Consider the following 14,697-nt stretch of genomic DNA (forward strand, 5'->3'; position numbering starts at 1 on the left):
GACATGGTGGCAACACGAAGGCGACGGTGCCCACCCGAACCAACCGCGGCACGAATCCGGTGCGCGCCATGCATGACGCCGGTTGCACGGGCCATGGCTCCCGCTCGCGCCCGTTCAGACCCGGTTGCCGCCGTTCACCGTGGCGCGCGCCTTCTTCATCAGCGTCATCACGAACGGCAGGCACGGCACGCCGATCTGCGCATCGCGCGCGCTCCGCGAACAGGACGTGGAGATGGCGGTGCGCTTCGAAATGCTGACGGGGCTGGTGGCGATGGGCACGCGCGGCGACATGCAGGACGCGCAGCAGGCCTGGCGGCAGCGCCGCGCGGCATGCGGCGCCTCGCGCACCTGTCTCGCGGCCGCCTATCGCGACCGCATCGCCGCGCTCGAGCCGCAAGACCAGCAGCTGAAAAGCCGCGGGCCGTTCCGAAGCGGGCACGGCGCGGCCGTGCCTCCCGCGCTCAGTCCGAGGCCGGTGCCAGCCGCCGCAGCTCGTCGGCGGTGAACGGCCGCGAGCGCGTGACGAAGCGCCAGCCGGTCGGCCCCTCCAGCGAGAACATGCCGGCCTTGCCGGGCACCGCGTCGACGATCAGCTGCAGGTGCCGCCAGGCCGCGTACTGCGCCTCGTGCATGTGGAACGACACGCCGCCGATGGTGCCGAGGCAGATGTCGGCCTCGCCGAGGATCAGCTCGCCCTGCGCGAGGCACATCGGCGCGCTGCCGTCGCAGCAGCCGCCCGACTGATGGAACATCAGCGCGCCGTGGCGGCGGCTCAGCGCGTCGATGAGCTGGCGCGCCTCGTCGGTGGCGATCACGCGCGGCGGTAAATCGGACATGGCGGACTCCCGATGGCGGCGCCGAGCGGGCCGGCGCCCGGCAGGGCTCGCCGCCGCCGGCCCGCTCGGCATGCGGGTTGCAGGTGATCCGATGGTACGTAGCCGCGCCGCGGCGCGACAGCGCGGGTTAACCCGTTCGGCCCGCGCCGCGGACGGCGGCAGGAAGCGGCGCGCCAGCGCAACGCCGGCAACCGCAGGCGCGACGGCGCGGCTCAGCCGCCCGCCTGGTGCCGCAGCCGCCACGCCTGCCGCGGCATGACCACGTACAGCGTGCCGATCAGGCCGAGCGCCAGCACGAGCAGTTGCAGCACCAGCGTCAGGCCGGCGGACGCGAGATCGGCGCCCTGCGCCACCGCGAACTTGAGCGCGGTGGACAGCAGGTTGGTGGCGAGCGAGACCACGATGGTCCAGCCCCAGGTGGTCAGCCCGAGCATCACGGCCTGCCCGAACGAGAACGACGCCGGCACCGTGAGCCCGTGCGCGGCGAAACCGCGGCGCGTCATGTAGCCGACGATCGGCAGGCACAGCACGCTCACCAGCACCACCAGCAGGCCGCCGTAGAAGATCATCCCGTACAGCGAGGCGGCCGCCTCCGAGACGACGTTCGGCGTGCCGCGCCGGCCGGCCAGCAAGGCGAGCACCACCAGCGTCACGGCGGCCAGCCAGACCGGCAGCGTGGCGAGGAACGTGCGCCAGAAGCAGGACCACCAGAGCGCCGTGCGGCGGCCGAAGGACAGCTCGGGAATCATCGTGAACATCGTGGCGCCTCGCTTGCCTGGCGGTTGAATTCGAACCGTCGAATGCGACGGCTGGGACAGGGGCAATGGCGGGCGCGGCACGGCGCGCCCCCGGCCGCCCCGGCGGAGAACCGCGCGAGGCGAGGCGAGACGCGGCCGGCCGGCGGCCCGCGCCGCCGGCGGCTTACTCGCCGTCCTTGTCCTGACGGATCTGCGGCAGTGCCGAGGCCTCGCCCGGCGTCAGCAGCCCGACCTGCGAGTACACGCGCAGCTTGTCGCGCGTATCGGTGATGTCGAGATTGCGCATCGTCAGCTGGCCGATCCGGTCGCGCGGCGAGAACGTCGAGGCGACCTTCTCCATCGACAGGCGCTCGGGCGCGTAGGTCAGGTTCGGCGACTTCGTGCTCAGGATCGAATAGTCGTTGCCGCGGCGCAGCTCGATCTGGACCTCGCCCGTGACGGCGCGCGCCACCCAGCGCTGCGCCGTCTCGCGCAGCATGATCGCCTGCGGATCGAACCAGCGGCCTTGGTACAGCAGGCGGCCGAGCCGGCGGCCGCTCTCGCGGTACTGCTCGATGGTGTCCTCGTTGTGGATGCCGGTGACGAGCCGCTCGTAGGCGATGTAGAGCAGCGCGAGGCCCGGGGCCTCGTAGATGCCGCGGCTCTTGGCCTCGATGATGCGGTTCTCGATCTGGTCGCTCATGCCCAGGCCGTGGCGCCCGCCGATCCGGTTCGCCTCGAGCAGCAGCTCGACCTGGTCGCTGAACTCCACGCCGTTGAGCGCCACCGGACGGCCTTCCTCGAAGCGCACCGTGACGGTTTCGGCGGCGATCTTCACGTCATCGCGCCAGAATGCCACGCCCATGATCGGGTTGACGATCTTGATGCCGCTCTCGAGGCTTTCGAGATCCTTCGCCTCGTGGGTGGCGCCGAGCAGGTTCGAATCGGTCGAATAGGCCTTCTCGGCCGACATCTTGTAGCCGAAGCCGGCCTTGCTCATGAATTCGGACATTTCCGCGCGGCCGCCCAGCTCGTCGATGAACTGCTGGTCGAGCCACGGCTTGTAGATCTTCAGGTCCGGATTGACGAGCAGGCCGTACCGGTAGAAGCGCTCGATGTCGTTGCCCTTGTAGGTGCTGCCATCGCCCCAGATGTTGACGCCGTCTTCCTTCATCGCCGCCACCAGCATCGTGCCGGTCACGGCACGGCCAATCGGGGTCGTATTGAAATAAGTGACGCCGGCCGTCGAGATGTGGAACGCGCCCGATTGCAGCGCGGCGATGCCTTCGGCGACGAGCTGCGCGCGGCAGTCGATCAGGCGCGCGTTCTCGGCGCCGTATTCGCGCGCGCGCTGCGGGATCGAGTCGTAGTCGGATTCGTCGGGCTGGCCCAGGTTGGCCGTGTAGGCATACGGCACGGCGCCCTTGATCCGCATCCAGTGCAGCGCGGCGCTCGTGTCGAGCCCGCCGGAGAACGCGATGCCGACCTTCTGGCCGGTCGGAAGACTTTCAAGAATCGTGGTCATGGCGATAAACCGAGTGATTTCGTGGTCGGAAGGATATGCACGCAACCCGTAAGTATCGACGGTGCCCGATGGCGAGGCAAGGATTGCGCGCCAAGTTTTGCGGCCCGCCGGGCCGGAACCGGCCACCGGCGGGGCCGGCGCTCCTTAAACAAAGTTTCATCCGCCGATATGGTTGTTTCAGAATCGGCGCCAGGACGCGGCCCGATAATCGACGCATCGTGACCTCGACAGGAGCCGCAGATGACCCGCCCGATGAGCATCGAAATGATCAACGAATCCGGGAGGAGCGCCGTGATGATCTCGATCGAGCGCGCATCGGTGCTGCTCGACCCGGCCGACGTCGATGCGGTGATCCAGTACCTGAGCCTGCTGCGCGCCTCGATGCAGCCGCCGGTGCCCGAAACGCCGTCGCGCTCCGAGCAGTACGTGGTGGAGATGGACCCGTGCTGGTACACCGAGCAGCACGCGCTGTACGGCGGCGCGGTGCTGTTCCTGCGCCACACCGGGCTGGGCTGGAGCGGCTTCGCGCTGCCGCCGCGCAGCCTCGAACGGCTACACGAATCGCTCGGCCACCATCTCGAGGCGCTGCGCGAGCCGAGCGGATTGCCGAACTGAGCCGCCGGCCGTGCCCGCCGCCGAGCCAAGCGGCACCTCGACGGCGCCGCGGCGTGATTCGCGACGGCCGCTCCTGAACGCCTCGCCATCGTTGCCCATACTTCCATGAACCAGCTCCAGGCCATGCGCGTCTTCACGCGCGTCGTCGATCTCGCAAGCTTCAACCTCGCGGCCCGGCAGCTCGGCATGTCGGCCGCCGCCGTCACGCGCAGCGTGGGCATGCTCGAGGCGCACCTCAACATGCGCCTGCTGAACCGCACCACGCGCAGCCTGTCGCTGACCGAGGCGGGCCGCGAGTATCTGGAGGGCTGCCGCGTGATCATCGAGAAGCTCGAAGAGATCGAGTCGAACCTGGTGCGCGCCTCGCGCGAGCCGCGCGGCACGCTGCGCATCGCCGCGTCGATGTGCTTCGCCGCGGCGGGCCTCGGCGAGCTGCTGGCCGCCTACCGCGCCCAGCATCCGCGCGTGGGCTTCGACGTGACCACCTTCGACACGCACGTCGACATGGTGGAGGGCGGCTACGACGTCTGCTTCGCGGACGATCGCCGGCTGGCCAGCGCCACGCTGGTGTCGCGGCCGCTCACCACGGTGCGCGAGGTGGTGGTGGCCTCGCCCGCCTATCTGGCGCGCCACGGGCGCCCGGCCGTGCCCGCCGCGCTCAACGAGCACAGCCTGCTGACGGTCTCGGACGGCGCCGCGCGCAACTGGGAATTCACCGACGGCGACGCACTCTGCCGCATCGTCACCGGCCACGCGCTCGCCGCCAGCGGCAGCGCGATGGTGCGCCTGGCCGCGCTCGCCCACCTGGGCGTGGCGCTGCTGCCCGAGCCGCTGGTGGCGGGCGACCTCGTGCGCGGCGAGCTGGTCGCGCTGCTCGAGGGCTACCCGGTCAACGGCGGGCCGCGCGGCATCTCGATCCTCTACCCGGGGCGCCACTACCTCTCCATGAAGGTGCGCAGCTTCGTCGATTTCGCGGTGGGCCGCTATCGCGGCGCCGACCGCGCCGCGCCGCTGCGCGCCGTCGCCTGACCCGCGGCCCATGTCGAAGATCCTGACGATCGAGGACGATGTCCTGATCGCCGACAGCATCACGCGCCAGCTGCAGGCCGAGGGCCATACGGTGGACCTCGCGCGCACCGGCCGCGACGGCATCGCCAAGGTGATGGCGGGCGACTACGACGCGGTCACGCTCGACCGCATGCTGCCGGACCTCGACGGGCTCGCGATCCTCGCCACCATGCGCGGCGTCGGGCTCGACACGCCGGTGCTGGTGATGAGCGCGATGTCGGAAGTGGACCAGCGCATCGCGGGCCTGCGCGCCGGCGGCGACGACTATCTGGTCAAGCCGTTCTCGCTGGCCGAGATGGTGGCGCGGCTCGAGGTGCTGATGCGCCGCCGCCCGCGCAGCGCCCATGCCGACACGGTGCTGCGCGCTGGCGGCATCGAGCTCGACCTCGTCCGGCGCCGCGCCTCGCTCGGCGCGCGCGAGCTGCAACTGCTGCCCACCGAGTTCCGCGTGCTCGAATTCATGATGCGCCACGCGGGCCGCGTGCTCACGCGCACCATGATCTTCGAGGGGGTATGGGGCTGCCGGTTCGATCCCGGCACCAACCTGATCGACGTCCACGTCGGCCGCCTGCGCCGCAAGATCAACCGCCCCGGCGAAGCCCCGCTGATCCGCACCATCCGCGGCGCGGGCTACCTGCTCGGCTGACGCGCCGGGGCCGCGACTGCCGGCTCGCGCACCCGTTGCCCAGGCTGCCTGGACGAGCGCCGCGCGAACGCGGCCGCCTGCCGGCGCGGGTCGCGCGCGCTGGCGCGCGGCGCCTGCCGCCATGAAACTTGTTTCATGTTTTTAGCGACCGGCTGTTAGGGCGCGCTCCCCAGAATGCTGTCGTCGGCGCCGGCCCGCGTTGTCCCGCAGGGTCCGCGCCCGCGCCAATTACCGAACGACGCTTTCTACGGAGCAGCATCCCATGCTGAAAATCGTCCGGCTCGCCCTTGTCCGGCCCTACACGTTCATCGTGCTGGCGCTCGTGATCCTGCTGGCTGGCCCGCTCGCGGCATTTCGCACGCCCACCGACATCTTCCCGGACATCCGCATCCCGGTGATCAGCGTGGTCTGGAACTACGCCGGCCTGCAGCCGGACGAGATGTCCGGGCGCATCATCACCTATTACGAACGCGCGCTCGGCACCACCGTCAACGACATTCAGCACATCGAATCGCAGTCGTACCGCAGCTTCGGCATCGTCAAGATCTTCTTCCAGCCCAGCGTCGACATCCGCACCGCCACGGCGCAGGTCACCTCGATCTCGCAGACCGTGCTCAAGCAGATGCCGCCCGGCACCACCCCGCCGCAGATCCTCAACTACAACGCCTCGACCGTGCCGGTGCTGCAGATCGCGCTGACCAGCAACACGCTCGACGAGCAGAAGCTCGAGGACTACGCCGAGAACTTCATCCGCCCGCAGCTGCTGTCGGTGCCGGGCGTGGCGATCCCCACGCCTTACGGCGGCAAGGCCCGCGAGGTGCAGATCGACCTCGACCCGCAGGCGCTGCAGGCGAAGGGCCTCTCGGCGCAGGACGTGGCGCACGCGCTCGCGCAGCAGAACCAGATCATCCCGGCCGGCACCGAGAAGATCGGCCGCTTCGAATACAACATCAAGCTCAACAACAGCCCGCGCGCGCTCGGCACGCTCAACGCGCTGCCGATCAAGTCGGTGGGCGGCACCACCATCGCGATCCGCGACGTCGCGCACGTGCGCGACGGCTTCCCGCCGCAGTCGAACATCGTGCGCGTGGACGGCCATCGCGCGGTGCTGATGAGCATCCTGAAGAACGGCTCGGCCTCCACGCTCGACATCATCGCCGGCGTGAAGGCCAGGCTGCCGCTGATCGAGCAGACCCTGCCGCCGGGCCTGAAGCTCGTCATGATGGGCGACCAGTCCGCCTTCGTGAAGGGCGCCGTGAGCGGCGTGGCGCGCGAGGGCGTCATCGCGGCGGCGCTCACCTCGCTGATGATCCTGCTGTTTCTCGGCAGCTGGCGCTCCACGCTGATCATCGCCGCCTCGATCCCGCTCGCGGTGCTCTCGGCCATCGCGCTGCTGGCCGCCACCGGCGAGACGCTGAACGTGATGACGCTGGGCGGCCTCGCGCTGGCGGTGGGGATCCTGGTGGACGACGCCACCGTGACCATCGAGAACGTCAACTGGCACCTGGAGCAGGGCAAGGACACGCGCAGCGCGATCCTCGACGGCGCGCGGCAGATCGTGATGCCGGCGCTGGTCGCGCTGCTGTGCATCTGCATCGTGTTCGTGCCGATGCTGATGCTCGACGGCATCTCGCGCTTCCTGTTCGTGCCGATGGCCAAGGCGGTGATCTTCGCGATGGTGTCGTCGTTCGTGCTGTCGCGTACCTTCGTGCCGATGCTCGCGCAGTACCTGCTCAAGCCGCACGCCTCGGGCGGCCACGCCTCGGGCGAGATGGCCGCGATCATGGACCCGCACGACGGGCGCCGCCCGGCGCCGGCCGCGCGCAACCCGCTGGTGCGCTTCCAGCGCGCCTTCGAGCACCGCTTCGAGCGCGTGCGCGCCTCGTACCGGGTCCTGCTCGGGCTCGCGCTCACGCGCCGCACGCCGTTCGTGGCCGGCTTCCTCGGCGTGGTGGCCGCCTCCTTCCTGCTCGCGCCGTGGCTCGGCCGCAACTTCTTCCCGACCATCGACTCGGGCGAGATCTCGCTGCACGTGCGCGCGCCGGTGGGCACGCGCGTCGAGGAGACCGCCGCCGAGTTCGACCACATCGAGCAGGCGATCCGCGGCGTGATCCCGCCCGCGCAACTGGGCGAGATGATCGACAACATCGGCCTGCCCAAGAGCGGCATCAACCTGAGCTACAACAACAGCGGCACGCTCGGGCCGCAGGACGGCGACATCCTGATCTCGCTGACCGGCGGCCACGCCCCCACCGCCGGCTACGTGCGCAAGCTGCGCGAGCTGCTGCCGCGCGCGTTTGCCGGCACCACCTTCGCGTTCCTGCCGGCCGACATCGTCAGCCAGATCCTGAACTTCGGCGCGCCCGCGCCCGTCGACCTGCAGGTGGCCGGCCCCAACCGGGCCGCCAACCTGCGCTACGCGCGCGAGCTGTATCGCAGGATCCGGCTGATCCCGGGCGTGGCCGACGCGCGCATCCAGCAGGCCAGCACCTATCCGCAGTTCACGGTGGCCGTCGACCGCACCCGCGCCGACCAGCTCGGCATCACCGAGCAGGACGTGACGAACTCGGTGGTGGCGAGCCTGGCCGGCACCAGCCAGGTCGATCCGACCTACTGGCTCAACCCGAAGAACGGCGTGTCCTACCCGATCGTCGCGCAGACCCCGCAATACCGGATGACCTCGCTCTCGGCGCTGCGGAACCTGCCCGTGACCGGCGCGAACGGCCAGTCGCAGCTGCTCGGCGGCCTCGCCACGATCACCCGCGGCGTCGGCGACGCGGTGGTCTCGCACTACAACATCGATCCGCTGTTCGACATCTACGCCACCACCCAGGGCCGCGACCTCGGCGCGGTGGCGAGCGACATCGACACGATCGTGAAGGACACCGCGCACGACCTGCCCAAGGGCTCCACCGTCACGCTGCGCGGCCAGGTGCAGACCATGAACGATGCGTTCACCGGCCTGCTGCTCGGTCTCGCCGGCGCGATCGCGCTGATCTACCTGCTGATCGTGGTGAACTTCCACTCGTGGGCCGACGCGTTCGTGATCGTCTCGGCGCTGCCCGCCGCGCTGGCCGGCATCGTCTGGATGCTGTTCGTCACCCACACGCCGCTGTCGGTGCCCGCGCTGACGGGCGCGATCCTCTGCATGGGGGTGGCCACCGCGAACTCGATCCTGGTGGTCAGCTTCGCGCGCGAGCGGCTCGCGGCCACCGGCAACGCGCTCGCGGCGGCGCTGGAGGCCGGCTTCACGCGCTTCCGTCCGGTGCTGATGACCGCGCTCGCGATGATCATCGGCATGGCGCCGATGGCGCTCGGCCTCGGCGACGGCGGCGAGCAGAACGCACCGCTGGGCCGCGCCGTGATCGGCGGCCTCGCCTGCGCCACGCTGGCGACGCTGTTCTTCGTTCCCGTCGTGTTCAGCCTGGTGCATCGGCGCGATGCGCCCCGGCACGACGCATCCCGCGCCTCTTCCTCTTCCGCGTCCGGAGCCAACCATGTCCACTGAGATCGAAATCAAGTCGCCGAAACGGCTGCCCAACCTCAAGCTCGTCGCCGCCTTGGCCGCCTTGGTCGCCGTCGGCATCGTCACCACCGGCATCGTCGGCCGGATCCATGCCAAGCAGGAGATGGCGGCCTGGTCCGCCGCCCAGGCGGTGCCCACGGTGGCCGCCTACCTGCCCTCGCGCGGCGGCGCCGGCACCACGCTGGTGCTGCCGGGCCACCTGTCGGCGTTCGAGAACGCGCCGATCCATGCGCAGGTGTCGGGCTACCTGCATGCCTGGTACGCCGACATCGGCACGCACGTGAAGGCCGGCCAGCTGCTCGGCCTGATCGACACGCCCGAGCTCGACGCGCAGCTGCAGCAGGCCCGCGCCGACCTGCGCAGCTCGCTCGCCGACGAGAAGCTGGCCGCCACCACCGCCGCGCGCTGGACCCGGATGCTGCAGCAGGATTCGGTCTCGCAGCAGGAGACCGACGAGAAGACCAGCGACCTCGCCGCCAAGCAGGCGATGGTCGCCGCGAACCAGGCCAACGTGCGGCGCCTGGAGGCGCTCGAGGCGTTCAAGCGCATCGTCGCGCCGTTCGACGGGGTGGTCACGGCGCGCCAGACCGATATCGGCCAGCTGATCTCGGCGGGCCAGGGCACCGGCCCGGAGCTCTTTGCGGTGTCCGACATCCACCAGCTGCGCGTCTACGTGAGCGTGCCGCAGAACGAGGCCGGCTCGATCCGGCCCGGCATGAGCGCGACGCTGACCGTGCCGGGGCGCCCCGGCGAGACCTTCGCGGCGAAGCTGGTGGACACCGACGATTCGATCGCCGGCACCACCGGCACGCTGCTCGTGCAGTTGATGGTGGACAACCGCGACGGCCGGCTGATCCCCGGCGAATACACCGAGGTCCACTTCACGCTGCCCGACGACCCGCACCTGATGACGATCCCGGCCAGCTCGCTGATCTTCCGCCGCGACGGCCTGCAGGTGGCGGTGGTCGGCCACGACGATCGCGCCGAACTGCGGCACGTGACGATCGCCACCGATCTCGGCACCAGGGTGCGCATCGCCAGCGGGCTTGGCCCCGACGATCGCGTGATCGACAACCCGCCCGACTCGCTCGCCTCGGGCGATCCGGTCCGGCTCGCCGCGCCCGCCGCCACGCTCGCCTCGGCCAGGCCCGCGGCATCGCAGACGGAGCAATCGCATGGCTAAGCGCCGGCTCTGCGCGACGCTCGCGAGCGTCACGCTTCTCTGCGCGTGCTCGTTCGCGCCCACCTATCGCGTGCCCGCCACCGCGCTGCCCGCCGCGTTCAAGGAAGCGGGCGGCTGGCAGCGCGCGCGGCCCGCCGACCGCATCGCGCGCGACGGCTGGTGGCGCGCGTTTCGCGACCCCGTGCTCGACCGGCTGGAAGCGCAGGTGGCACGCGCCAACCCCGACGTGGCCGCCGCCGTGGCTCGCCACGACGAGGCCGACGCGCTGCTCGATCAGGCGCGCGCGGGGCTGTTCCCGACGCTCGGGCTCGACACCCAGGTATCCAGCAACCGCGCCTCGGCCACCCGCCCGCTGCGCGGCGCGACCCAGCCCGACGTCTACGGCGCCAACACGCTCGAGGCCGGCTTCGACTACGACCTCGATCTCTGGGGCAAGCTGCGCAACGAGGTGGCGGCCGGCCGCGCCGACGCGGAGGCCAGCGCCGACGATCTGGCCTCGGTGCGGCTGAGCCTGCAGGCCAGCCTCGCGCGCGCCTACTTCAGGCTGCGCGGGCTCGACCAGCAGCAGCGCATGCTGGCCGACACGATCGACACCTACCGGCGCGCGCTGCAGCTGACGCTGAGCCGCCATGCCGGCGGCATCGCCTCCGACCTCGACGTCTCGCGCGCGCAGACCCGGCTCGACGCGGCGCGCGCCGCGGCCGAGGACGTGAAGGCGCGCCGCGCGCTCTACGAGCACGCGGTGGCCACCCTCACGGGCGTGCCGGCCTCGTCGTTCTCGCTGCCGGCGAGCCCCGGCGCGGCGCGCCTGCCGTCGATCCCGGCCGGCATCCCGGCCGCGCTGCTGCAGCGCCGCCCCGACGTGGCCGCCGCCGAGCGGCGCGTGGCGGCCGCCAACGCGCGGATCGGCGTGGCGCGGGCCGCGTTCTTCCCCGACCTCACGCTCGGGCTGGCCGGCGGCTACCAAAGCTCGGGGCTCGGCCGCTGGCTCAGCGCGCCGAACGAGATCTGGTCGATCGGGCCGAGCCTGATGCTGACGCTGTTCGACGGCGGGCGCCGCCAGGCGATCAGCGACGAGGCGCGCGCCAGGCTCGCCGAGAACGGCGCGCGGTATCGCTCGGTGGTGCTGCGCGCCTGCCAGCAGGTGGAGGACGCGCTGGCGCTCACGCACCACCTCGGCGACGAGGCCCGCCGCGAGCAGGAAGCGCTCGACGCGGCCGAGCGCACGCTGCGGCTGTCCAGCTCGCGCTATCGCGACGGCGTGGTCAGCTATCTCGACGTGGTGACCGCGCAGGCCACCGAGCTCGACACCAGGATCGCGATGATCGAACTCGACACGCGGCGCCAGCTGGCGGCCGTCGCGCTGATCGCGGCGCTGGGCGGCGGCTGGCGCGCGGCGGATGCCGGGCACGACGGCGCGGCTCCGGCTCCGGCTCCGGCTCCGGCCCCGGCTCCGGCCGTGGCCGTGCCGGTCTCGGCGGCGCTGCCGGCCGGCGCGGCGGGCCATGCGGGCTGAGCGCGTCGCGCGGCCGGTCCGCGATACCGGTCCGCGATACCGGTCCGCGGTGCCGGCGCGATGCCGGCCGCCTTGCGCGGCGCCGCGCCGGGCGCCGGCCTCAGGCGCCCGCCGTCGCCGCCGGGCCGAGATAGCGGGCGAGGTCGACCTCGTCGATCTGCTCGGGCGACATGAAGCGCCGCGCGTAGTCGAGGTAGACGCCCGAGCGCAGGAACAGCGCGAACAGCCCGGCGTCGATGTGCTGCGCCTGCTGCATCGCGGCCATGATCGAGATCGCCTCGGACAGCGTCTTGCCGCGCTTGTAGGGGCGGTCGCCCGCCGTCAGCGCCTCGAAGATGTCGGCGATCGCCATCATGCGCGCGAGCGGGCTCATCTGATCGCCGCGCAGCCCTTTCGGATAGCCGGTGCCGTCGATCTTCTCGTGATGGCCGCCGGCGATCTCGGGAACGTTGCGCAGGTGGCGCGGAAACGGCAGCTGCGAGAGCATCATGATGGTCTGCAGGATGTGCTCGTTGATCTTGAAGCGCTCCTCGTCGGACAGCGTGCCGCGCGCGATGGCGAGGTTGTGCAGCTCGCCGCGATTGAACAGCAGCTCCGGCACCCGCATCCGAAAGCCCCAGCGGTTGTCGGCCATGTCGAACGGCGCCGCCGTCTCGCGCTCGATGCGGTGCTCGGCCTTGTCGGCGAGCAGCCGCTCGCGCACCGGCAGCGGCGCGCGCGGCATGCGCGCCTGACGCCTGCGCTCGTCCTGGGACACGCCCAGACGGTCGTCGAGCGTGCGCCGCCAGGTGCGCGCGCCGATCCGGCCGAGCCGCTCCACGCGAGCCGGGTCCATCGATTCGCCGCCCTCGTTGCAGGCGGCCACGAACGCGAACTCCGCGTCCAGCTCGCCCAGCAGCGCGTCGCGCGCCGCCTCGGCCCGGTCGCGCGCCATGCCGGCCGCGATCGCCTCCAGGCAGTGGATCTCGGCCTCGCACTTGAGCACCTCGAAGCGCATCCGCACCTCGTGGATGCGGTCGTAGAGCGTCTCCAGCTTGGTGGCCTTGTCGATCACGTATTCGGGCGTGGTGATCTTGCCGCAATCGTGCAGCCAGGCCGCCACGTGCAGCGCCTCCCACTGCCGGGCGTCGAGGTCGAAATCGCGCCACGGGCCGTCGCCGGCGCTGCACGCGGCGCGCGCCAGCATCTTCGCCAGCTCGGGCACGCGGTTGCAGTGGCCGCCCGTGTGCGGGCTCTTCGCGTCGATCGCCTTCGCGATCAGCTGGATGAACGCCTCGAACAGCGCGCGCTGCGTCCGGATCAGCTCGCGCGTCTCGATCGCGCTGACGAACAGGCCGGTCAGCTCGGCGATGAACGACAGCTGCATCTGCTCGAGCGGCGCCGAATGCAGCAGCACGAACGCGCCGATCAGCACGCCCTCGCGGTTCACCAGCGGCACCACGGCCGCGTCGCCGGCGCCGAGCCGGAAGTGCGATAGGCCGGCCTGCACGATCTCGGGGTTCGACAGCCGCCCGGCGCAGGCGCGGTTGCCGGCCAGCGCGGTGCGGATCAGGGCCGGCGCCTGCGCCACCTCCAGCGGCCGCAGCACCTCGTCCACCGAGGCGCGCCGCGTGTCGCGCGCCGCCGCCGGCTGCAGCAGCGTGCCGTCCTCGTTGGCAAGGTACAGCACGCCCGCGTCGGCGTGGGCCTCGGCCAGCATCTCGGTGAGCAGCAGCGGCACCAGCCGCTCGAAGTCGGGCTCCGCGGCCACCGCCCGGATCGTGTCGAGGAAGCGCCGGATGGTGCGCTTCATTTCCTCCATGCGCTGCCCGAGCCGGTCGATCTCGCTGATATGCGAATTGAGCGCCTCGCCGCCCGGCGCCAGCTCGAAGCGGCGCATGGTGGCCGCCTGCGCGGCCAGCTGGGTGAGCGGCCGCGCGATCACGCCGGCCAGCAGCCAGGTGAGCGGAATCGACAGCACCAGGATGGCGAGCGTGACGAGCGCCTCGACCCTCAGCCGGTGGTCCGCGCTTCGCATCAGGTCCTCGCGGCGGATCGCGGAACTCAGGTAGAGCGGCTCGATGTCGTCGACGTCGAGCCGGTTGACCGTCAGGTGCCAGCTTTGGCCCTGCGCGTCGGCCACGGTCGCCGAGCGCCACGCCGCGCCGCCGGCCGCGCGCACGCCGGCGGCCAGCTGCGCGAGGATCGGCACCCGGCGCATCTCGTCCATGCCGGCCAGCCGGTACAGCTCCTCGGTCGCCTTCAGCACCGGATCGAAGCGCAGCGTCGAGGCGACCAGCTGCCCGTTGGCGCCGATCAGCGCGAAGGCGAGGCCCGGCAGGCCGTCCTGCGCCGCCAGCATGCGCTGCAGGGTGTCGAGGTTGACGTCGCAGCCCACCACCGCGCCGCCGTCGGGCGCGGCCATCGCGAGCGTGGTGCCGATCTCGCGCACCGAGGAAAACACGTAGGGCGCGGTGCGGATCAGCCGCTTCTGGCGCAGCGCCTGCCGGTACCAGGCGCGCTCGCGCGGATCGTAGCTGGCCGGATAGTCGGGGCGCGCGACCTGCCCGATCACGCGCAGCGCGTCGTCGAAATAGACGAAGCGCCCGACGGGCGGCGACACCGAGCGCTCGATCACCTGCAGCGCGTAGCGCGCGTCGGCGGGCGCCTGCAGGCTCTCGCGCTGGAACTCGCTGCGGATCGCGCGCAGCATGAAGAAGTCGCCGTTCCGGTAGCCGACGTAGATGTCCTCCATGCCCGGCGAGGCGCTCAGGATCGCATGCAGGACGCCGAGCACCGCCCGGCGCTGGGCAAACGTGTGCGCCTGAACGATTCCGCTGTAAACCAGCGTTTTCACCGCGACCGACGCCGGCGTGAACATCTTTTGTAGTTCGTTCGCGGTCTCGCGACTCATTTCGCGCACGCGGTTCGCTGAGTCGTCCTCAAGAATCCGGCGTGAATGATCGTAGTCGACCGCGCTGATCAGGCCGCCCATCAACAACACCACCACGGCGATCAACACCGAGACGTGCAGTCGAAACGGCAGATGCCAGCGTCTGGCCATCA

At 71.2% G+C, this 14,697-nt stretch carries 11 protein-coding genes; 7 read left to right on the plus strand and 4 right to left on the minus strand.

The window, feature by feature from the left end; genetic code table 11:
- Positions 1-124 precede the first annotated feature (124 nt).
- Positions 125-505 (plus strand): lysozyme inhibitor LprI family protein, encoded by a 381-nt coding sequence (locus KS03_RS16215; protein ID WP_015877196.1) that lies wholly within the window; start codon positions 125-127, stop codon positions 503-505.
- Here KS03_RS16215 and KS03_RS16220 read toward each other — a convergent pair.
- The 3 genes from KS03_RS16220 to argG all read right to left on the minus strand — a co-directional run bounded on the left by KS03_RS16220 (position 462) and on the right by argG (position 3,098).
- Complete coding sequence (locus tag KS03_RS16220) at positions 462-836, minus strand: DUF779 domain-containing protein (RefSeq protein WP_015877197.1); 375 nt, start codon at positions 834-836, stop codon at positions 462-464. The genes KS03_RS16215 and KS03_RS16220 overlap by 44 nt on opposite strands.
- A gap of 212 nt (positions 837-1,048) precedes the next feature.
- On the minus strand, positions 1,049-1,594 hold the full coding sequence (locus KS03_RS16225; protein ID WP_015877198.1) for a hypothetical protein: 546 nt from the start codon (positions 1,592-1,594) through the stop codon (positions 1,049-1,051).
- 163 nt (positions 1,595-1,757) lie between these two features.
- Entirely contained in the window at positions 1,758-3,098 is a 1,341-nt protein-coding gene (gene argG, locus KS03_RS16230) for an argininosuccinate synthase (protein ID WP_015877199.1), read from the minus strand.
- A 240-nt stretch (positions 3,099-3,338) separates the two neighbouring features.
- Here argG and KS03_RS16235 point away from each other — a divergent pair, with 240 nt between their 5' ends.
- From KS03_RS16235 to KS03_RS16260, 6 genes are all read left to right on the plus strand, one after another.
- Entirely contained in the window at positions 3,339-3,713 is a 375-nt protein-coding gene (locus KS03_RS16235) for a hypothetical protein (protein WP_015877200.1), read from the plus strand.
- A 105-nt stretch (positions 3,714-3,818) separates the two neighbouring features.
- Complete coding sequence (locus tag KS03_RS16240; protein WP_015877201.1) at positions 3,819-4,742, plus strand: LysR family transcriptional regulator; 924 nt, start codon at positions 3,819-3,821, stop codon at positions 4,740-4,742.
- A 10-nt stretch (positions 4,743-4,752) separates the two neighbouring features.
- Positions 4,753-5,427 carry a response regulator transcription factor gene (locus KS03_RS16245; RefSeq protein WP_015877202.1) on the plus strand — a complete coding sequence of 225 codons (675 nt, stop codon included), beginning with the start codon at positions 4,753-4,755 and terminating at the stop codon, positions 5,425-5,427.
- Positions 5,428-5,689: 262 nt separating this feature from the next.
- Positions 5,690-8,935: an efflux RND transporter permease subunit gene (locus KS03_RS16250; protein ID WP_015877203.1), complete on the plus strand. Its 3,246-nt coding sequence runs from the start codon at positions 5,690-5,692 to the stop codon at positions 8,933-8,935.
- Positions 8,925-10,136: an efflux RND transporter periplasmic adaptor subunit gene (locus KS03_RS16255; RefSeq protein WP_015877204.1), complete on the plus strand. Its 1,212-nt coding sequence runs from the start codon at positions 8,925-8,927 to the stop codon at positions 10,134-10,136. The genes KS03_RS16250 and KS03_RS16255 overlap by 11 nt, the downstream gene beginning before the upstream one ends.
- A complete protein-coding gene (locus KS03_RS16260) occupies positions 10,129-11,652 on the plus strand; it encodes an efflux transporter outer membrane subunit (protein ID WP_015877205.1) in 1,524 nt (507 codons plus the stop codon). The genes KS03_RS16255 and KS03_RS16260 overlap by 8 nt, the downstream gene beginning before the upstream one ends.
- A 100-nt stretch (positions 11,653-11,752) precedes the next feature.
- Here the strand turns inward: KS03_RS16260 and KS03_RS16265 are convergent, their stop codons facing one another.
- Complete coding sequence (locus KS03_RS16265; protein ID WP_230674386.1) at positions 11,753-14,695, minus strand: HD domain-containing phosphohydrolase; 2,943 nt, start codon at positions 14,693-14,695, stop codon at positions 11,753-11,755.
- Positions 14,696-14,697: the final 2 nt, after the last annotated feature.

Origin of the sequence: Burkholderia glumae LMG 2196 = ATCC 33617 (assembly GCF_000960995.1) — a bacterium.
Classification (GTDB): domain Bacteria; phylum Pseudomonadota; class Gammaproteobacteria; order Burkholderiales; family Burkholderiaceae; genus Burkholderia; species Burkholderia glumae.